At 61.7% G+C, this 17,093-nt stretch carries 16 protein-coding genes and 1 pseudogene; 8 read left to right on the top strand and 9 right to left on the bottom strand.

The window, feature by feature from the left end:
* Nucleotides 1–4 precede the first annotated feature (4 nt).
* Together glyS and glyQ are read right to left on the bottom strand one after the other, a co-directional pair.
* Nucleotides 5–2,059, bottom strand: a complete 2,055-nt coding sequence (gene glyS / locus KW841_RS00515) for a glycine--tRNA ligase subunit beta (protein WP_218472986.1) — start codon at nt 2,057–2,059, stop codon at nt 5–7.
* On the bottom strand, nt 2,056–3,009 hold the full coding sequence (glyQ, locus tag KW841_RS00510; RefSeq protein WP_003187265.1) for a glycine--tRNA ligase subunit alpha: 954 nt from the start codon (nt 3,007–3,009) through the stop codon (nt 2,056–2,058). The genes glyS and glyQ overlap by 4 nt, the downstream gene beginning before the upstream one ends.
* Nucleotides 3,010–3,090: 81 nt before the next feature.
* Between glyQ and KW841_RS00505 the strand changes: the two genes are divergently transcribed.
* From KW841_RS00505 to KW841_RS00495, 3 genes are all read left to right on the top strand, one after another.
* Nucleotides 3,091–3,648 carry a DNA-3-methyladenine glycosylase I gene (locus KW841_RS00505; RefSeq protein WP_007985082.1) on the top strand — a complete coding sequence of 186 codons (558 nt, stop codon included), beginning with the start codon at nt 3,091–3,093 and terminating at the stop codon, nt 3,646–3,648.
* A 40-nt stretch (nt 3,649–3,688) separates the two neighbouring features.
* The gene (locus KW841_RS00500; RefSeq protein ID WP_007969875.1) at nt 3,689–4,576 is read left to right on the top strand and encodes a lysophospholipid acyltransferase; all 888 of its coding nucleotides are present in this window, start codon (nt 3,689–3,691) and stop codon (nt 4,574–4,576) included.
* Nucleotides 4,577–4,648: 72 nt separating this feature from the next.
* Entirely contained in the window at nt 4,649–4,888 is a 240-nt protein-coding gene (locus KW841_RS00495) for a PilZ domain-containing protein (RefSeq protein WP_015092855.1), read from the top strand.
* Here KW841_RS00495 and KW841_RS00490 read toward each other — a convergent pair.
* The 5 genes from KW841_RS00490 to def all read right to left on the bottom strand — a co-directional run bounded on the left by KW841_RS00490 (nt 4,879) and on the right by def (nt 9,604).
* Entirely contained in the window at nt 4,879–5,196 is a 318-nt protein-coding gene (locus KW841_RS00490) for a tetratricopeptide repeat protein (RefSeq protein ID WP_218472984.1), read from the bottom strand. The two genes, KW841_RS00495 and KW841_RS00490, sit on opposite strands and share 10 nt — an antisense overlap.
* A gap of 178 nt (nt 5,197–5,374) precedes the next feature.
* Nucleotides 5,375–6,751, bottom strand: coding sequence for a Trk system potassium transporter TrkA (trkA, locus tag KW841_RS00485; protein ID WP_046042728.1), 1,377 nt, complete (start codon nt 6,749–6,751; stop codon nt 5,375–5,377).
* Nucleotides 6,752–6,773: 22 nt separating this feature from the next.
* A complete protein-coding gene (gene rsmB, locus KW841_RS00480; protein WP_218472983.1) occupies nt 6,774–8,084 on the bottom strand; it encodes a 16S rRNA (cytosine(967)-C(5))-methyltransferase RsmB in 1,311 nt (436 codons plus the stop codon).
* On the bottom strand, nt 8,081–9,040 hold the full coding sequence (gene fmt / locus KW841_RS00475) for a methionyl-tRNA formyltransferase (protein WP_218472982.1): 960 nt from the start codon (nt 9,038–9,040) through the stop codon (nt 8,081–8,083). The genes rsmB and fmt overlap by 4 nt, the downstream gene beginning before the upstream one ends.
* Before the next feature lie 57 nt (nt 9,041–9,097).
* On the bottom strand, nt 9,098–9,604 hold the full coding sequence (gene def, locus KW841_RS00470) for a peptide deformylase (RefSeq protein WP_007969867.1): 507 nt from the start codon (nt 9,602–9,604) through the stop codon (nt 9,098–9,100).
* Between the two features lie 271 nt (nt 9,605–9,875).
* Between def and KW841_RS00465 the strand changes: the two are divergent.
* The 3 genes and pseudogenes from KW841_RS00465 to KW841_RS00455 all read left to right on the top strand — a co-directional run.
* A pseudogene (locus KW841_RS00465) lies at nt 9,876–10,616 on the top strand (peptidoglycan-binding protein); the annotation flags it as partial.
* A gap of 81 nt (nt 10,617–10,697) precedes the next feature.
* Nucleotides 10,698–11,804 carry a DNA-processing protein DprA gene (gene dprA, locus KW841_RS00460; RefSeq protein WP_218472980.1) on the top strand — a complete coding sequence of 369 codons (1,107 nt, stop codon included), beginning with the start codon at nt 10,698–10,700 and terminating at the stop codon, nt 11,802–11,804.
* Nucleotides 11,805–11,858: 54 nt separating this feature from the next.
* Nucleotides 11,859–12,416, top strand: a complete 558-nt coding sequence (locus tag KW841_RS00455) for an L-threonylcarbamoyladenylate synthase (protein ID WP_104450378.1) — start codon at nt 11,859–11,861, stop codon at nt 12,414–12,416.
* Between the two features lie 116 nt (nt 12,417–12,532).
* Here the strand turns inward: KW841_RS00455 and KW841_RS00450 are convergent, their stop codons facing one another.
* Nucleotides 12,533–13,510, bottom strand: coding sequence for an NADPH:quinone reductase (locus KW841_RS00450; RefSeq protein WP_218472979.1), 978 nt, complete (start codon nt 13,508–13,510; stop codon nt 12,533–12,535).
* A 163-nt stretch (nt 13,511–13,673) separates the two neighbouring features.
* On the opposite strand from KW841_RS00450, the gene hemF reads away from it, so the two are divergent.
* Together hemF and aroE are read left to right on the top strand one after the other, a co-directional pair.
* Nucleotides 13,674–14,588, top strand: a complete 915-nt coding sequence (gene hemF / locus KW841_RS00445) for an oxygen-dependent coproporphyrinogen oxidase (protein WP_218472978.1) — start codon at nt 13,674–13,676, stop codon at nt 14,586–14,588.
* Nucleotides 14,589–14,601: 13 nt separating this feature from the next.
* Nucleotides 14,602–15,423, top strand: a complete 822-nt coding sequence (gene aroE / locus KW841_RS00440) for a shikimate dehydrogenase (RefSeq protein ID WP_218472976.1) — start codon at nt 14,602–14,604, stop codon at nt 15,421–15,423.
* A gap of 90 nt (nt 15,424–15,513) precedes the next feature.
* On the opposite strand, the gene KW841_RS00435 is transcribed toward aroE, so the two are convergent.
* Nucleotides 15,514–17,082 (bottom strand): SulP family inorganic anion transporter, encoded by a 1,569-nt coding sequence (locus KW841_RS00435; RefSeq protein WP_218472974.1) that lies wholly within the window; start codon nt 17,080–17,082, stop codon nt 15,514–15,516.
* Nucleotides 17,083–17,093 lie beyond the last annotated feature (11 nt).

Genomic DNA, 17,093 nt, shown 5'->3' with positions numbered 1-17,093 from the left:
AGTCTTACCCCAGCAACGAAATATCGGCGACGCCGAGGAACAACCCACGCAGACGCGCCAGCAACGCATAACGGTTGGCGCGGACTTTGGCGTCTTCCGCGTTGACCATCACAGCTTCGAAGAACGCATCCACCGGCTCGCGCAATGCAGCCAGGCGTGCCAGGGATTCGCTGTACTGACGCGAGGCGGCCATTGGCTGTACAGCCTGGTCAGCCTGCTGGATCGCCGAGTACAGGGAGAACTCGTTGGCATTGTCGAAGTATTTGGCTTCGACGACTGTAGGCACCGAACCTTCGACCTTGCTCAGCAGGTTCGAAACGCGCTTGTTCACCGCGGCCAGGGCAGCGGCTTCCGGCAATTTGCGGAAGGCCTCTACCGCCTGCACGCGCTGGTCGAAGTCCAGGGCCGAGCCTGGCTTCAGGGCACGCACCGACAGGTAGGTGGCGACATCGACGCCTTCGTCTTCGTAACGGGCACGCAGACGGTCGAAGATGAATTCCAGCACCGAGTCGTTGAGGCCGGCAGCCTTGACCTTGGTACCGAAGGCATCCACGGCGAAGGCCACGGCCTCGGTCAGGTCCAGGTCCAGTTGTTTCTCGATCAGGATGCGCAACACACCCAGTGCCGCACGGCGCAGGGCATACGGGTCCTTGCTACCGGTCGGCAGCATGCCGATGCCGAAAATACCGACCAGCGTATCGAGCTTGTCGGCGATGGCCACGGCCGCACCGGTCAGGGTGGACGGCAGTTCGGCGCCGGCACCGCGCGGCATGTACTGCTCGTTCAGGGCCAGGGCGACATCTTCCGGCTCGCCATCGTTGAGGGCGTAGTAGTAACCGGCGACACCTTGCATCTCCGGGAACTCACCGACCATTTCGGTCGACAGGTCGCACTTCGAAAGCAGGCCCGCACGAGCGGCCCATGCGGCGTTGCCGCCGATGCGTTGAGCGATGAACGCGGCCAGTTTGGAAACACGCTCGGCCTTGTCGTAGACGCTGCCGAGTTTTTCCTGGAACACCACGTTCTGCAGGCGCAGGTTGAAGTCTTCGAGCTTCTGCTTCTTGTCCTGCTTGAAGAAGAACTCGGCGTCGGTCAGGCGTGGGCGAACCACTTTCTCGTTACCGGCGATGATTTGCTGCGGGTCTTTGCTTTCGATGTTGGCCACGGTGATGAAACGTGGCAGCAACTTGCCGTCGGCATCCAGCAGGCAGAAGTACTTCTGGTTGTCCTGCATGGTGGTGATCAGGGCTTCCTGCGGCACATCGAGGAAACGCTCCTCGAACGAGCACACCAGCGGCACTGGCCATTCGACCAGCGCGGTCACTTCATCGAGCAGGGCCGGTGGAACGATTGCCGTGCCTTCCTGGCGGGTGGCCAGCTCTTCGGTGCGCTTGCTGATGATTTCGCGACGCTCGTTGGCATCGGCCAGCACGTAGGCGGCACGCAGGTCGGCCAGGTAGCTGGACGGCGAACCGATACGCACGCTTTCCGGGTGATGGAAGCGGTGACCACGGGAATCGCGACCGGCTTTCTGGGCGAGGATGGTGCAGTCGATGACCTGGTCACCGAGCAGCATCACCAGCCATTGGGTCGGACGCACGAATTCTTCCTTGCGCGCACCCCAACGCATGCGTTTCGGGATCGGCAGGTCGTTCAGCGAATCTTCGACGATGGTCGGCAGCAGGCTCGCGGTCGGCTTGCCGGCGATGCTCTGGCTGTAGCGCAGTTTCGGGCCGCTCTGATCGATTTCGCTCAGCTCGACGCCGCACTTCTTGGCAAAACCCAGTGCTGCCTGGGTCGGGTTGCCTTCGGCATCGAATGCAGCCTGACGTGGCGGGCCATCGAGGTTGATGCTGCGATCCGGCTGCTGGGTGGCCAGTGCAGTGATCAGCACGGCCAGGCGGCGCGGGGCGGCATAAACGGTTTTGGTCTCGTAGTTCAGGCCGGCAGCTTGCAGGCCCTTGTCGATACCGGCAAGAAACGCCTCGGCCAGGGTGTTCAGGGCTTTGGGTGGCAGTTCTTCAGTGCCCAGTTCAACCAGAAAATCCAGAGCACTCATTGTGCAGCCTCCAGCTTGGCCAGTACTTCGTCACGCAGGTCCGGGGTCGCCATCGGGAAGCCCAGCTTGGCGCGAGCCAGCAGGTAGGCTTGCGCAACGGAACGCGCCAGGGTGCGCACACGCAGGATGTATTGCTGACGCGCGGTCACCGAGATTGCCCGGCGCGCATCCAGCAGGTTGAAGGTATGGGAAGCCTTCAACACCATTTCGTAGCTCGGCAACGGCAGCGGCTGGTCGAGCTCGATCAGGCGCTTGGCTTCGCTTTCGTAGAAATCGAACAGTTCGAACAGCTTGTCGACGTTGGCGTGTTCGAAGTTGTAGGTCGATTGCTCCACTTCGTTCTGGTGGAACACATCGCCGTAGGTCACTTTGCCGAACGGACCGTCAGCCCAGACCAGGTCGTAGACCGAGTCCACGCCTTGCAGGTACATGGCCAGACGCTCGAGGCCGTAGGTGATCTCGCCGGTCACCGGGTAGCACTCGATGCCGCCCGCTTGCTGGAAGTAGGTGAACTGGGTCACTTCCATGCCGTTGAGCCAGACTTCCCAGCCCAGACCCCAGGCGCCGAGGGTCGGCGATTCCCAGTTGTCTTCGACGAAGCGGATGTCGTGGACCAGCGGGTCCAGGCCGACATGCTTGAGGGAGCCCAGGTACAGTTCCTGGAAGTTGTCCGGGTTCGGCTTCAGGACCACCTGGAACTGGTAGTAGTGCTGCAGACGGTTCGGGTTTTCGCCGTAGCGGCCGTCAGTCGGACGGCGGCTTGGCTGCACGTAGGCGGCGTTCCAGGTTTCCGGGCCAATGGCGCGCAGGAATGTAGCAGTGTGGAAAGTGCCGGCGCCTACTTCCATATCGTAGGGCTGAAGTACCACACAACCTTGCTCGGCCCAGTATTGCTGGAGGGCGAGGATCAAGTCTTGGAAGGTACGCACGGCTGGCGTAGGCTGGCTCACGAAATTCACCTGTTTCTTGGGCTGCGATTTAAAGAGCGGGAGTATACCCGATTCATTGCTGCGCACGCCCCCTGGAGCCTTATGCCACGCTGCTTTTGGTGTTCCGAAGATCCGCTGTACATGGCTTATCACGATCAGGAGTGGGGCACGCCGCTACGCGATGCGCAGGGATTGTTCGAGTTGCTTTTGCTCGAAGGGTTCCAGGCCGGGCTTTCCTGGATCACCGTGCTGCGCAAACGCGAGCATTATCGTCAGGTCATGTTTGGTTTTGATGTCCAGCGCGTGGCGCAGATGAGCGATGCCGAAATCGACGAGTTGATGCTTGATCCGGGCATCATCCGCAACCGCCTCAAGCTCAACGCGGCCCGGCGCAATGCCCAGGCCTGGCTGGCGCTGGAGGACCCGGTGGCGTTTCTCTGGTCGTTCGTCGGTGGCACGCCGGTGATCAATCATTTCAAGGACCGCAGCGAAGTCCCGGCCGTGACGCCGACCGCCGTGGAAATGAGCAAAGGCCTGAAAAAAGCCGGTTTCACCTTCGTCGGACCGACCATTTGCTACGCGCTGATGCAGGCCTCGGGCATGGTCATGGATCACACTCGGGACTGCGACCGCTACGCGCAGTTGGCGAACGGCGGTTAGAATGGCCGCCTCGCGCACAGCACAAGATCAGGAGTGACCTGTGGATAAGTTGAAAGGCGCCTTGCTGGTAGGCGCTCTGCGGCTGTTTGCCCTGCTTCCATGGCGGGCCGTGCAGGCCGTGGGCTCGGCGATTGGCTGGGTCATGTGGAAAACCCCGAACCGTTCCCGCGACGTGGTACGGATCAACCTGTCCAAGTGTTTCCCGGACATGGACCCCGCCGCGCGTGAACGCCTGGTGGGCCAGAGCCTGAAAGACATCGGCAAGTCCCTGACCGAAAGCGCCTGCGCCTGGATCTGGCCGGCCCAGCGCTCCATCGACCTGGTGCGCGAGGTCGAAGGCCTCGACATTTTGAAGGACGCCCTCGCCTCCGGCAAAGGCGTGGTTGGCATCACCAGCCATCTGGGCAATTGGGAAGTGCTCAATCACTTCTATTGCAGCCAGTGCAAACCGATCATTTTCTACCGCCCGCCAAAATTGAAGGCGGTGGACGAGTTGCTGCAAAAGCAACGGGTGCAACTGGGTAACAAGGTCGCTGCCTCCACCAAGGAAGGCATCCTCAGCGTCATCAAGGAAGTGCGCAAAGGTGGTGCAGTGGGCATTCCCGCTGACCCGGAACCGGCCGAATCCGCCGGGATCTTCGTGCCGTTCTTCGCCACCCAGGCACTGACCAGCAAGTTCGTACCCAACATGCTCGCCGGCGGCAAAGCGGTCGGCGTGTTCCTGCACGCCCTGCGCCTGCCCGACGGTTCAGGCTACAAAGTGATCCTCGAAGCCGCGCCAGAGGCCATGTACAGCACCGATACGGCGGAATCCTGTGCGGCCATGAGTAAAGTGGTCGAGCGTTATGTCGGCGCTTACCCGAGCCAGTACATGTGGAGCATGAAGCGCTTCAAGAAGCGGCCACCGGGTGAAGAGCGCTGGTATTGATTCAATTGGCATGATCTGTGGATAACCCTGGATTCTGGGTTATCCACAACCGTTCATCAAAGGGCGCAGAAGATGTCCGAACATCGCAAGTCATTCCGCATCAAGATCAGTCACGAAAACATCGGCGAATGCCTGGGCCAGACGCGCAACCTGTCGACCACCGGGGTTTACGTCAAGCATCCGAAACTGTCGGCGTTGCCCCGGGGGGCGGTGGTCTACGGGCAGGTGCAAGACTTACCCACAGGCGCACCGCGGGTACGCATGGAAGTGGTGTTGGTGGATGCCGAAGGGATTGGCTTGCGCTATCTCTGAATGTTGCGATCCAGCTTTTTCAGAAACACCGTCATTTCCTTTTCTGCCTGCTTGTCGCCATGATTGCGAGCGGCTTCCAGGCCTTGTTCCCAGGCTTGGCGCGCGGCCGCAAAGTCCGCCAGCGCCAGATGGGCCTTGCCCAGCAGTTTCCACGCCGCCGAATACTTCGGATCGAATTCGACGCAGCGCTGAAAATGCTCCGCCGCCTTGGCGTTCTCCCCCAGATCCAGATAACCCTTGCCCAGGCCGAAGCGCAGCAAGGAGTTATCCACACCCTTGGTGAGCATTTTTTCCAGGGATTCGATCATCGGTGGATTCCTTTTCTGCGGGTATCAGGGGATGTTTTTTTCGCCTTTGACACCGCCATCGCTGGCAAGCCAGCTCCCACAGGGTTCTTTGGTGTACATCATATTTGTAAACAACCAAAAAACTGTGGGAGCTGGCTTGCCAGCGATAGGGCCAATGCAGGCACTGAAAAAATCAGGATCAGAAGAAGCTCAACCCCACATGGAACAGCTTCTCCACATCGCGAATATGCTTTTTATCCACAAGGAACAGAATCACATGGTCGCCCGCTTCGATCACGGTGTCATCGTGGGCGATGATCACTTCTTCGTCGCGGATAATCGCACCGATGGTGGTGCCCGGCGGCAAGCCGATGTTCTCGATGGCCTTGCCGATCACCTTGCTTGATTTCGCATCGCCATGGGCAATCGCCTCGATGGCTTCCGCCGCGCCACGGCGCAGCGAGTGCACGCTGACGATGTCGCCACGGCGTACGTGGGCCAGCAAGGTGCCGATGGTGGCCAGTTGCGGGCTGATGGCGATGTCGATGTCGCCGCCCTGGATCAGATCGACATAGGCCGGGTTGTTGATGATGGTCATCACCTTCTTCGCGCCCAGGCGTTTGGCCAGCAGCGAAGACATGATGTTGGCTTCGTCGTCGTTGGTCAGGGCGAGGAACAGGTCGGCGTCGGCAATGTTCTCTTCCATCAGCAGGTCGCGGTCCGAGGCGCTGCCCTGCAACACCACGGTGCTGTCGAGGTGGTCCGAGAGGTGACGGCAGCGTGCCGGGTTCATCTCGATGATCTTTACCTGATAACGGCTTTCGATGGCCTCGGCCAGACGCTCGCCGATCTGCCCGCCACCGGCGATGACAATGCGCTTGTAGGTTTCGTCGAGACGGCGCATTTCGCTCATGACCGCGCGAATGTTCGCTTTGGCGGCGATGAAAAACACCTCGTCGTCGGCCTCGATCACGGTATCGCCCTGGGGCAGGATCGGCCGGTCGCGGCGGAAAATGGCGGCCACGCGGGTTTCGACGTTCGGCATGTGTTCACGCAACTGTCGCAGTTGCTGGCCCACCAGTGGCCCGCCGTAATAGGCGCGAACCGCGACCAGTTGCGCCTTGCCTTCGGCGAAGTCGATCACTTGCAAGGCACCCGGATGCTGGATCAGACGCTTGATGTAGTTGGTGACCACTTGTTCCGGGCTGATCAGCACGTCCACCGGAATCGCTTCATTCTGGAACAATTGCTCTTCGCGGGTCAGGTACGCGGCCTCACGAACCCGGGCGATCTTGGTCGGGGTGTGGAACAGGGTATGGGCGACCTGGCAGGCGACCATGTTGGTTTCGTCGCTGTTGGTCACGGCGACCAGCATGTCGGCGTCGTCGGCGCCGGCCTGGCGCAGCACGGTCGGAAACGAACCACGGCCCTGCACCGTGCGGATGTCCAGGCGGTCGCCAAGGTCGCGCAGGCGTTCGCCATCGGTGTCGACCACGGTGATGTCGTTGGCTTCGCTGGCCAGGTGTTCCGCCAGCGAACCGCCGACCTGTCCTGCGCCGAGGATGATGATTTTCATCCAGTCACTCCATTGAATCCGTTTAACCGCGTGCGGCGGCGATCTTGATCAGCTTGGCGTAGTAGAACCCGTCGTGGCCGCCTTCCTGGGCCAGCAGCTGGCGACCATGGGGCTGCTTGATGCCGGCCGCCGTGGCGAGGTCCAGTTCACGGGCGCCCGGCGTGCGGGCGAGGAACGCTTCGATGACTTCGGTGTTCTCGGTCGGCAGCGTCGAGCAGGTGGCGTATAGCAGAATGCCGCCGACTTCCAGGGTGTTCCACATGGCATCGAGCAGCTCGCCTTGCAGCAGCGCCAGCGCGGCGATGTCGTCGGGCTGGCGGGTCAGCTTGATGTCCGGATGACGACGGATCACGCCCGTCGCCGAGCATGGCGCGTCCAGCAGGATGCGCTGGAACGGCTTGCCGTCCCACCACGCCTGAGTGTCGCGGCCGTCGGCGGCAATCAGTTCGGCGCTCAGTTTCAGGCGCTCGAGGTTTTCCCGCACTCGCACCAGACGCTTGGCTTCCAGGTCTACCGCCACCACCCCGGCCAGTTTTGGCTCGGCTTCGAGAATATGGCAGGTCTTGCCGCCGGGTGCGCAGCAGGCGTCCAGTACCCGTTGGCCCGGTGCCAGATCGAGCAGATCAGCGGCCAGTTGCGCCGCTTCGTCCTGCACGCTGATCCAGCCCTCGGCGAAACCTGGCAGGCTGCGCACGTCGGCGGCGGCTTCGAGCACGATACCGTCACGGCTGTAGACACAGGGTGTGGCGGCGATACCGGCGTCGGTCAGCAAACCGAGGTAGGCATCCCGGCTGTGATGGCGACGGTTGACCCGCAGGATCATTGGCGGATGCGCGTTGTTGGCGGCGCAGATGGCTTCCCATTGCTCTGGCCAGAACGCCTTCAGGGATTTCTGCAGCCAACGCGGGTGTGCCGTGCGCACCACTGGATCGCGTTCCAGCTCGGCGAAAATCGCTTCGCTTTCGCGCTGAGCGTTACGCAGGACAGCGTTGAGCAAGGCCTTGGCCCATGGCTTTTTCAACTTGTCGGCACAACCGACCGTCTCGCCAATCGCGGCATGGGCCGGGACTCGGGTGTAGAGCAGCTGATAGAGGCCGACCAGCAGCAGCGCCTCGACATCGGCATCGGCAGCCTTGAACGGCTTTTGCAGCAACTTGGCCGCCAGTGCCGACAAGCGTGGCTGCCAGCGTGCGGTACCGAACGCCAGGTCCTGGGTGAAGCCGCGATCACGGTCCTCGACCTTGTCCAACTGCGTTGGCAGCGAACTGTTGAGCGAGGCTTTTCCGCTCAGGACGGCGGCAAGTGCCTTGGCGGCGGCCAGACGCGGATTCATTGAGCGTCCACCGCTTGACCGAGGACAGTGCCGGTGGCGAATTTCTCACGGCGGCTGTTGAACAGGTCGCTGAAGTTCAGCGCCTTGCCGCCGGGCAATTGCAGACGGGTCAGGCACAACGCCTGCTCGCCGCACGCGACGATCAGGCCATCCTTGCTGGCGCTGAGGATTTCACCGGGTGCACCTTTGCCTTCGGCCAGGTTTGCGGCCAGCACTTTCAGGGCTTCGCCATTCAAGGTGCTGTGGGTGATCGGCCACGGGTTGAAGGCACGCACCAGACGCTCCAGTTCAAGCGCCGGGCGACTCCAGTCGATGCGCGCTTCGTCCTTGTTCAATTTGTGCGCGTAGGTGGCCAGGCTGTCGTCCTGCACTTCGCTTTCCAGCGTACCCGCGGCGAGGCCGGCAATCGCCTGAACCACGGCTGGTGGACCCATTTCGGCCAGACGGTCGTGAAGGCTGCCGCCAGTGTCTTCGGCGCTGATAGGCGTAGTGACTTTAAGCAGCATCGGCCCGGTGTCGAGGCCGGCTTCCATGCGCATCACGGTCACGCCGCTTTCGGCATCACCTGCTTGCACGGCACGCTGGATCGGCGCCGCACCGCGCCAGCGCGGCAACAGCGAAGCGTGGCTGTTGATGCAACCCAGGCGCGGAATATCCAGCACCACTTGCGGCAGGATCAGGCCGTAGGCGACCACCACCATCAAGTCCGGTTTCAGCGCGGCCAGTTCGGCTTGCGCGTCTTCGTTGCGCAGGGTTGGCGGCTGCAACACCGGGATGTTGTTCTCCAGCGCAAGCTGCTTGACCGGGCTCGGCATCAGTTTTTGCCCGCGACCGGCCGGACGATCCGGTTGGGTGTAGACCGCGACGATCTCGTAAGGGCTGCTCAGCAGGGCCTTGAGGTGTTCGGCGGCGAATTCCGGGGTGCCGGCAAAGACAATGCGCAGTGGCTCAGTCATGGGTGACGTCTCTTGAAAAGAAAAAGGCTTGCCGCAGCAAGCCTTTGAAGATGGGCATCAGGCGTTCTGGCGATGAAGCTTTTCCAGTTTCTTCTTGATGCGGTCGCGTTTGAGCGTGGACAGGTAATCGACGAACAATTTGCCATTGAGGTGGTCGCATTCGTGCTGGATGCACACCGCGAGCAAATCTTCGGCGATCAGTTCGTATGGCTTGCCGTCGCGGTCCAGCGCCTTGACCTTGACCCGTTGCGGGCGATCGACGTTTTCGTAGAAACCCGGCACCGACAGGCAGCCTTCCTGGTACTGGCCCATGTCGTCGGTCAGCGGTTCGAGCTCGGGGTTGATGAACACTCGCGGCTCGGTGCGGTCTTCGGAGAGGTCCATCACGACGATACGTTTGTGCACGTTGACCTGGGTAGCGGCGAGGCCGATGCCAGGCGCTTCATACATTGTTTCAAACATGTCGTCGACCAACTGACGCACTTCGTCGTCCACTACGGCCACTGGCTTGGCGATAGTGCGCAGACGCGGATCAGGGAATTCGAGGATGTTTAAAATGGCCATAAGCTTGATCAGTGCACGTGTGAAGTAAGGTCGGGTCGATGGCCTGGCGGGTCCGAAGAAATGCAGGCTACCGTTGTAAAACGTAGCTCCCTTCTGTTGACAAGCAAGTTTTGACAAGCAAGCCGGGAGCGAGCCACTGACGGCTCTGGCGTTTCACGCGAATGCACATAATAAAGGGATTCACCGCATGAGGAAATCACTACTCGCCCTGCTGCTCCTGGCGTCGGCAGGCTGGGCGTACGGGCAGGGGCAACTTCGGGAAGATATTCCCACCATAAAGCTGTCGCCTCAGGTTCGCAGCAGCCCGGTGGCCGAGGTTATCCCCGGCATTGCGCTCAAATCGATCAACAGCTTTCTGCTGAGCAACCGCATCGTCGACAAGGCCGAGGATTTCACCAAGGCGCCTTACATCGTCGCTGGTGATTCCGAACGGGTGCTCAGCGGCGCGGGTGACCGCATCTTTGCCCGCGGCCAATTCGATCCGGCGCAACCGGCGTACGGTATCTTCCGCCAAGGCAAGGTCTACACCGATCCGCAGAGCAAGGAGATCCTGGGGATCAACGCCGACGACATCGGCGGCGGCGATGTCGTGGCCATCGAGGGTGACGTCGCCACCCTGGAATTGCAACGCACGACCCAGGAGGTCCGCCTCGGCGATCGCTTGTTCAGCGGTGAAGAGCAGGCGATCAACTCGACCTTCACGCCCAGGGCACCGAGCCACGAAATCAACGGTTTGATCATCGATGTTCCGCGCGGGGTCACGCAGATCGGTGAGTTGGACGTGGTTACGCTGAACAAGGGGCAGCGCGACGGTCTGGTCGAAGGCAATCTGCTGGCAGTGATGAAAACCGGCGAAACAGTGCGGGACCGGATCACGGGTCAGCCATTGAAAATTCCCGATGAGCGCGCCGGTCTGCTGATGGTTTTCCGCACCTACGACAAACTCAGTTATGGGCTGGTGCTCAGCGCTTCGCGCTCGCTGTCGGTGATGGACAAGGTACGAAATCCGTAAGAGTGCTTCACAAGTTACCAACAGAGTTATCCACAGCTTATTCCCGTTTGTACGGGTGCTCATAACGATCAAGGATGATCCATGTCGCTGCCTGCCGTTACACCGGTTTCCCCCGCGGAACTGGAAGCTCGTTTACGTCTGCACCGTTTGCCGGAGCTCGGCCCGGCGCGTTTCAAGAAGTTGCTCGAAGCCTTCGGCTCGGCATCCAAAGCCCTCAGTGCACCTGCCAGCGCCTGGCGTGCGCTGGGTTTGCCACTGGCCTGTTCCGAGGCCAGGCGTAGCGCTGAGATCCGTGACGGCGCCAGTCATGCATTGGCCTGGCTGGAGCATCCGGCCCAGCATTTACTGATGTGGGACCAACCGGACTACCCGGCGCTGCTGGCACAAATCAGTGATGCACCACCGCTGTTATTTGTCGCCGGCGATCCCGGCATTCTGGAAAAACCACAACTGGCGATGGTCGGCAGCCGTCGTGCGTCCCGACCAGGGATGGACACCGCTGCCGCGTTTTCCCGCAGCCTGGCGGGTGCCGGTTTTGTCATTACCAGCGGCCTGGCCCTGGGCATTGACGCCGCCGCCCACCAGGCCGCGCTGGACGTCGGCGGGCAAACGGTGGGTGTGCTCGGCACGGGGCTCGAGAAGTTTTATCCACAGCGAAATAGACGCCTGGCGGACGCCATGATCGCCTCGGGTAGCGCGGTACTTTCGGAGTTTCCGCTGGATGCCGGCCCCAGCGCCGGCAACTTCCCCCGGCGCAACCGGATCATCAGTGGCTTGTCCCTCGGGGTGCTGGTGGTCGAAGCCAGTGTCGCCAGCGGTTCGCTGATCACCGCGAGGCTGGCGGCGGAACAGGGACGCGAGGTGTTTGCGATGCCCGGGTCGATCCATCATCCCGGTGCCCGCGGCTGCCATCAGTTGATTCGCGACGGTGCGGTGCTGGTGGAAACCATCGAACATATCCTCGAAGCCTTGCGCAGCTGGCAACGACTGCCGTTATCCACAGAATCCTTTACCCCTGAAACGACTCACCCCCTGTTGAAGTTGCTGCATGCCGCACCTCTGACCAGTGAAGCGCTGGCCGACGCAAGCGGCTGGACCTTGCCGAAAGTGCTGGCGGCGTTGACCGAACTTGAAATGGACGGTCGCGCTATTTGCGAAAGCGGGCGCTGGTTTGCACGGGTGAGCTAGGTTTTATAAACAAGATCGGTAAACTGCGCAGAGCCTTATTCTGGAGAGTTTTTCATGGTCAACAGTTGGCGTGTGCAACAAGCCGCGCAAGCAATTCGCGCCGGGGCGGTGATTGCCTACCCAACCGAAGCAGTCTGGGGCCTGGGTTGCGACCCGTGGGACGAGGAAGCGGTAGAGCGACTGCTGCTGATCAAGGGGCGGTCCGAGGATAAAGGACTGATCCTGGTCGCGGACAACATCCGTCAGTTCGATTTCCTCTTCGATGACTTCCCCGAATTGTGGATGGACCGCATGGCCAGTACCTGGCCGGGTCCGAACACCTGGCTGGTGCCGCACCAGAACCTGCTGCCGCAGTGGATTACCGGTGTGCATGAAACCGTGGCGCTGCGGGTCAGTGATCACCCTCTGGTGCGGGACTTGTGCGCACTGGTCGGGCCGCTGGTGTCGACGTCGGCCAACCCGCAGGGACGCCCGGCGGCACGCACGCGGCTTCGCGTCGAGCAGTACTTCCGTGGGCAGTTGGATCTGGTACTGGGTGGCAATCTGGGCGGGCGCAAGAACCCGAGCGTGATTCGCGATCTGGCGACCGGCAAGGTTTTGCGCCCGGATTAAGACCGGGTTGACCTCCTTCGCGAGCAAGCCCGCTCCCACACTGGATCTGTGAACGACACAGATCCAGTGTGGGAGCGGGCTTGCTCGCGAAGGGGCCCTACCAGTCAACTACCCATTCAGGGCAACAGAACCACCGAACCCGTCGTACGCCGTGCCGACAACTCGGTCTGCGCCTTCGCCGCGTCAGCCAGTGGAAAACGCTGACTGATGTCCACGGTCAGCTTGCCGCTGATGATCATCTCGAACAACTCGTCGGCCATGCGTTGCAGGTTCTCGGCGTTGTTCGCATAAGTGCCCAGGGTCGGCCGGGTCACGTACAGCGAGCCTTTCCCCGCCAGGATCCCCAGGTTCACGCCGTCTACCGCACCGGACGCATTGCCGAAACTCACCACCAGGCCACGCGGTGCGGCGCTGTCGAGTGACGTCAGCCAGGTGTCCTTGCCAACGCCGTCGTACACCACCGGGACTTTTTTGCCGTCGGTCAATTCCAGCACGCGCTGGGCGACGTTTTCATGGCTGTAGTCGATGGTCGCCCAAGCACCGTTGGCCTTGGCCAGTGCGGCTTTCTCGGCCGAACTGACCGTACCGATCAGCTTCACGCCCAAGGCCCTGGCCCATTGGCAAGCCAGGGAACCGACACCACCGGCTGCGGCGTGGAACAGGATGGTTTCGCCACCCTTGAGTTCATAAGTCTGACGCAGCAGGTACTGCACGGTCAGGCCCTTGAGCATCACGCCAGCGGCCTGTTCGAAGCTGATGGCGTCCGGCAGTTTCACCAGATTGGCCTCGGGCAACACATGAACTTCGCTATAGGCGCCCAGAGGGCCGCTGCCATAGGCCACGCGATCGCCGATCTTGAAGCGGGTCACGTCGCTGCCTACCGCCTCGACCACGCCCGCACCCTCCGAGCCGAGGCCCGATGGCAGGGATGGCGGCGGGTACAGGCCGCTACGGTAATAGGTGTCGATGAAGTTCAGGCCGATGGCCTTGTTGGTCACGCGCACTTCCTTCGGACCTGGCTCGGCAGGTTGGTAATCCACATACTCGAGCACTTTGGGGCCGCCATGGGCGCGGAACTGGATACGCTTTGCCATCGGAACTCTCCATAGGTCGTTTTACCAAGCGCCCTATCGGACTCCTAAGCTTGATTCTCGTCAACTGCGAAGGGGTAACTTGCGATGTTATGCTACGCGCCCATTTGCGCAGGCTGAGCTCCAATGGAGCGCCGCGTTGTTTTGCCCGATTCAAGGTGATGACATGACGACCCGCACCGAGGCCGTAAAAGCCTACCTGCTCGACCTGCAAGACCGTATCTGCGCCGCCCTGGAAGCCGAAGACGGTGGCACGCCATTCGTCGAAGACGCCTGGACCAGGCCGGCCGGCGGTGGCGGTCGCACCCGCGTGATTGAAAACGGCACGGTGATTGAAAAGGGTGGCGTGAACTTTTCCCACGTCTTCGGCAGCGGTCTCCCACCCTCCGCCAGCGCCCACCGGCCGGAACTGGCGGGCCGTGGTTTTGAAGCCTTGGGAGTGTCGCTGGTGATTCACCCGCATAACCCCCATGTGCCGACTTCCCACGCCAACGTGCGCTTTTTCATCGCAGAAAAAGAAGGTGAAGAACCGGTCTGGTGGTTTGGCGGCGGCTTCGACCTGACCCCGTATTACGGTAACGAAGAAGACTGCATCCACTGGCATCGCATCGCCGAACAGGCCTGTGCGCCGTTCGGCCCGGACGTCTACCCGCGTTACAAGGCCTGGTGCGACAGCTACTTCCACATCAAGCATCGTCACGAGCCGCGTGGCATTGGCGGGTTGTTTTTCGACGACCTGAACGAGTGGGATTTCGACACCAGCTTCGCCTTCATGCGTGCCATCGGAGACGCGTACATCGATGCTTACCTGCCGATTGTGCAGCGCCGCAAGAACGACGCGTTCACGGCCAAGCAGCGCGAGTTCCAGGAGTTCCGCCGTGGCCGCTACGTTGAATTCAACCTGGTCTACGACCGCGGCACGTTGTTCGGCCTGCAATCGGGCGGGCGTACCGAGTCGATCTTGATGTCGCTGCCACCGCAAGTGCGCTGGGGCTACGACTGGAAGGCCGAGCCTGGTAGCGAAGAAGCGCGCCTGACCGAGTACTTCCTGCAAGACCGCGATTGGTTGGCCGAAGCTTGAACGAGGAATCCTGATGGACCGTTATGTCGTATTCGGTAACCCGATTGGCCACAGCAAATCACCGTTGATCCACCGCCTGTTCGCCGAGCAGACCGCGCAAAAGCTGGACTACAACACAATGCTGGCGCCACTCGACGACTTTTCCACCTGTGCCCGGACGTTTTTCCTCGAAGGACGCGGCGCCAACGTGACGGTGCCATTCAAGGAAGAAGCCTATCGGCTGGCGAACAGCCTGACGGCGCGGGCGCAGCGCGCCGGTGCGGTCAATACCTTGAGCAAACTGGCCGATGGCAGTCTGTTGGGCGACAACACCGACGGTGCCGGGCTGGTGCGGGACCTGACGGTCAACGCCGGATTCAGCCTCAAGGGCAAACGCATCCTGCTGCTCGGCGCTGGCGGCGCGGTGCGCGGTGCTTTGGAGCCGTTGTTGGCCGAGCAACCGGCTTCGGTGATCATCGCCAACCGCACGGTGGACAAGGCCGAGTTGCTCGCGGAGCTGTTCTGCGATCTGGGGCCGGTCTCGGCCAGTGGCTACGACTGGTTGCAGGAGTCGGTGGACCTGATCATCAACGCGACTTCCGCGAGCCTCACGGGCGATGTGCCGCCGATTGCACCGAGCCTGATCGAAACAGGCAAAACAGTGTGCTACGACATGATGTACGGCAAGGAGCCGACCTCGTTCTGCCGCTGGGCCAGGGAACACGGGGCTGCGGTGGCAATGGATGGCTTGGGGATGCTGGCCGAGCAGGCCGCGGAGGCGTTTTTCCTGTGGCGCGGTGTGCGCCCGGATACGGCGCCGGTGCTGGCGGAGTTGCGTCGGCAGTTGGCCCTTTAAAAGCTTCGCGAGCAGGCTCGCTCCCACAGGGGGTCACCAAGAACCTGTGGGAGCGAGCCTGCTCGCGAATGGCGCGACACCGATTTCGGCTCAGTCCTCAAACTGAATCGGGCACTTTTCCGCGCCCTCAAGCTTCCTAAGCTCTTCCACCACCTGCGGTCGTGCCCGGCGCAACGTCAGGCTGCGGTCCTGGCGCAGCAATCGTCGCGCCTCCTGGTGCAGCATTTCCACCCCTGAGTAATCGATGAAGTTGATCTGCTGCGCCTCGATCACCACGCGCGCGCCGTGCATGCGTTGCAGGCGTACTTGCAGGTAGTGGCTGGCACCGAAAAAGATCGAACCGCCGACCCGCAGAATGTCCTCCTCGCCATCACGTACGTGCTGCACCCGTGGCTGCGATGTGCGTTTGAGATAGAAAAAAAGCGAGGCCAATACGCCGGCGTAGATCGCCGTCTGCAATTCCAGCAGCAGCGTGGCGACGCAGGTCAGCGCCATGACCACGAACTCGGCGCGGCTGACCCGCAACAATGCGCGAATGCCGCGATGGTCCACCAGGCCCCAGGCGATCAACAGAATGCTGCCGGCCATGGCCGGAATCGGGATGTGTTCGATCAACCGCGCGCCGAATAGGGCGAACATCGCCACCCACAGTGCCGAAAAAATCCCCGCCAGCGGTGAGCAGGCGCCGGCCTCGTAGCTGAGTCCCGAGCGGGTGAAGGAGCCAGCGGACAGCGATCCGGAAAAAAACGCGCCGACCATGTTCGACAAGCCCTGAGCGCGAACTTCCTGGTTGGCGTCGAGAAGTTGCTGTGAACGTGCGGAGATCGAGCGGGCAATAGACAGGCTGGTGACCAGCCCGAGCATGCCAACCGCCACGGCGCTGGGCAGCAAACGCAGGATCAGGTCGAGATCCAGCGGCAACGGACTGAAAGGCGGCAGCCTGCCGGTAAAGGCGCTGACCAGTTGCACATGGCCGAACATCGACGGCCAAAGCCAGACCAGCAATCCGCCGAGGATCAGGGTGATCAGCAGCGTCGGCCAGCGTGGCAGCAGCAGTTTGAGAATCACGCCGACCACCACAGTCGCCAAGCCCAGCGCCAGCGAAGGTTTGTCCATTTCGCCGAGATGGCGCATCAACGTGATGAAACTGTCCAGCGCGGTGGCTTGGCTGGGCAAGTCCAGTCCCAGCAGGTTAGGCAATTGACCGATGGCAATCACCACGGCCGCCCCAAGGGTGAAGCCGAGCACCACCGAGTGCGAGACGAAATTCACCAGCGCGCCAAACCGCAGCAAACCCAGCAGCCATTGAAAGATGCCGGCCAGGAAGGTGAGCAACAGGATCACGGTGACGTAGTCCTGCGTCGCCGGAACGGCCAGAGGACTGACGCTGGCGTACAGGACAATCGAGATGGCCGCCGTAGGACCGCAGATCAAATGCCACGACGAACCCCAGAGGCAGGCGATCAGCACGGGGATGATTGCGGCATAGAGGCCGTATTCCGGAGGGAGGCCGGCAATCAGCGCGTAGGCAATGGATTGCGGCAACGCGAGAATCGCGCCACTGAGGCCGACAATCAGGTCACGACCGACGCTGGCGCGGGTTTGCTTGGGCAGCCAACTGAGGAATGGAAAGAGTGAATGGCGGCTGGGAAGGGCCATGGGGCCTCTCG

The sequence above is a fragment of the Pseudomonas sp. PDM28 genome (genome assembly GCF_019219115.1).
Classification (GTDB): Bacteria; Pseudomonadota; Gammaproteobacteria; order Pseudomonadales; family Pseudomonadaceae; genus Aquipseudomonas; species Aquipseudomonas laurylsulfatiphila.
The sequence above is the reverse complement of the archived record's forward strand: the minus strand, read 5'-3'. Positions and strand labels throughout refer to the sequence as shown.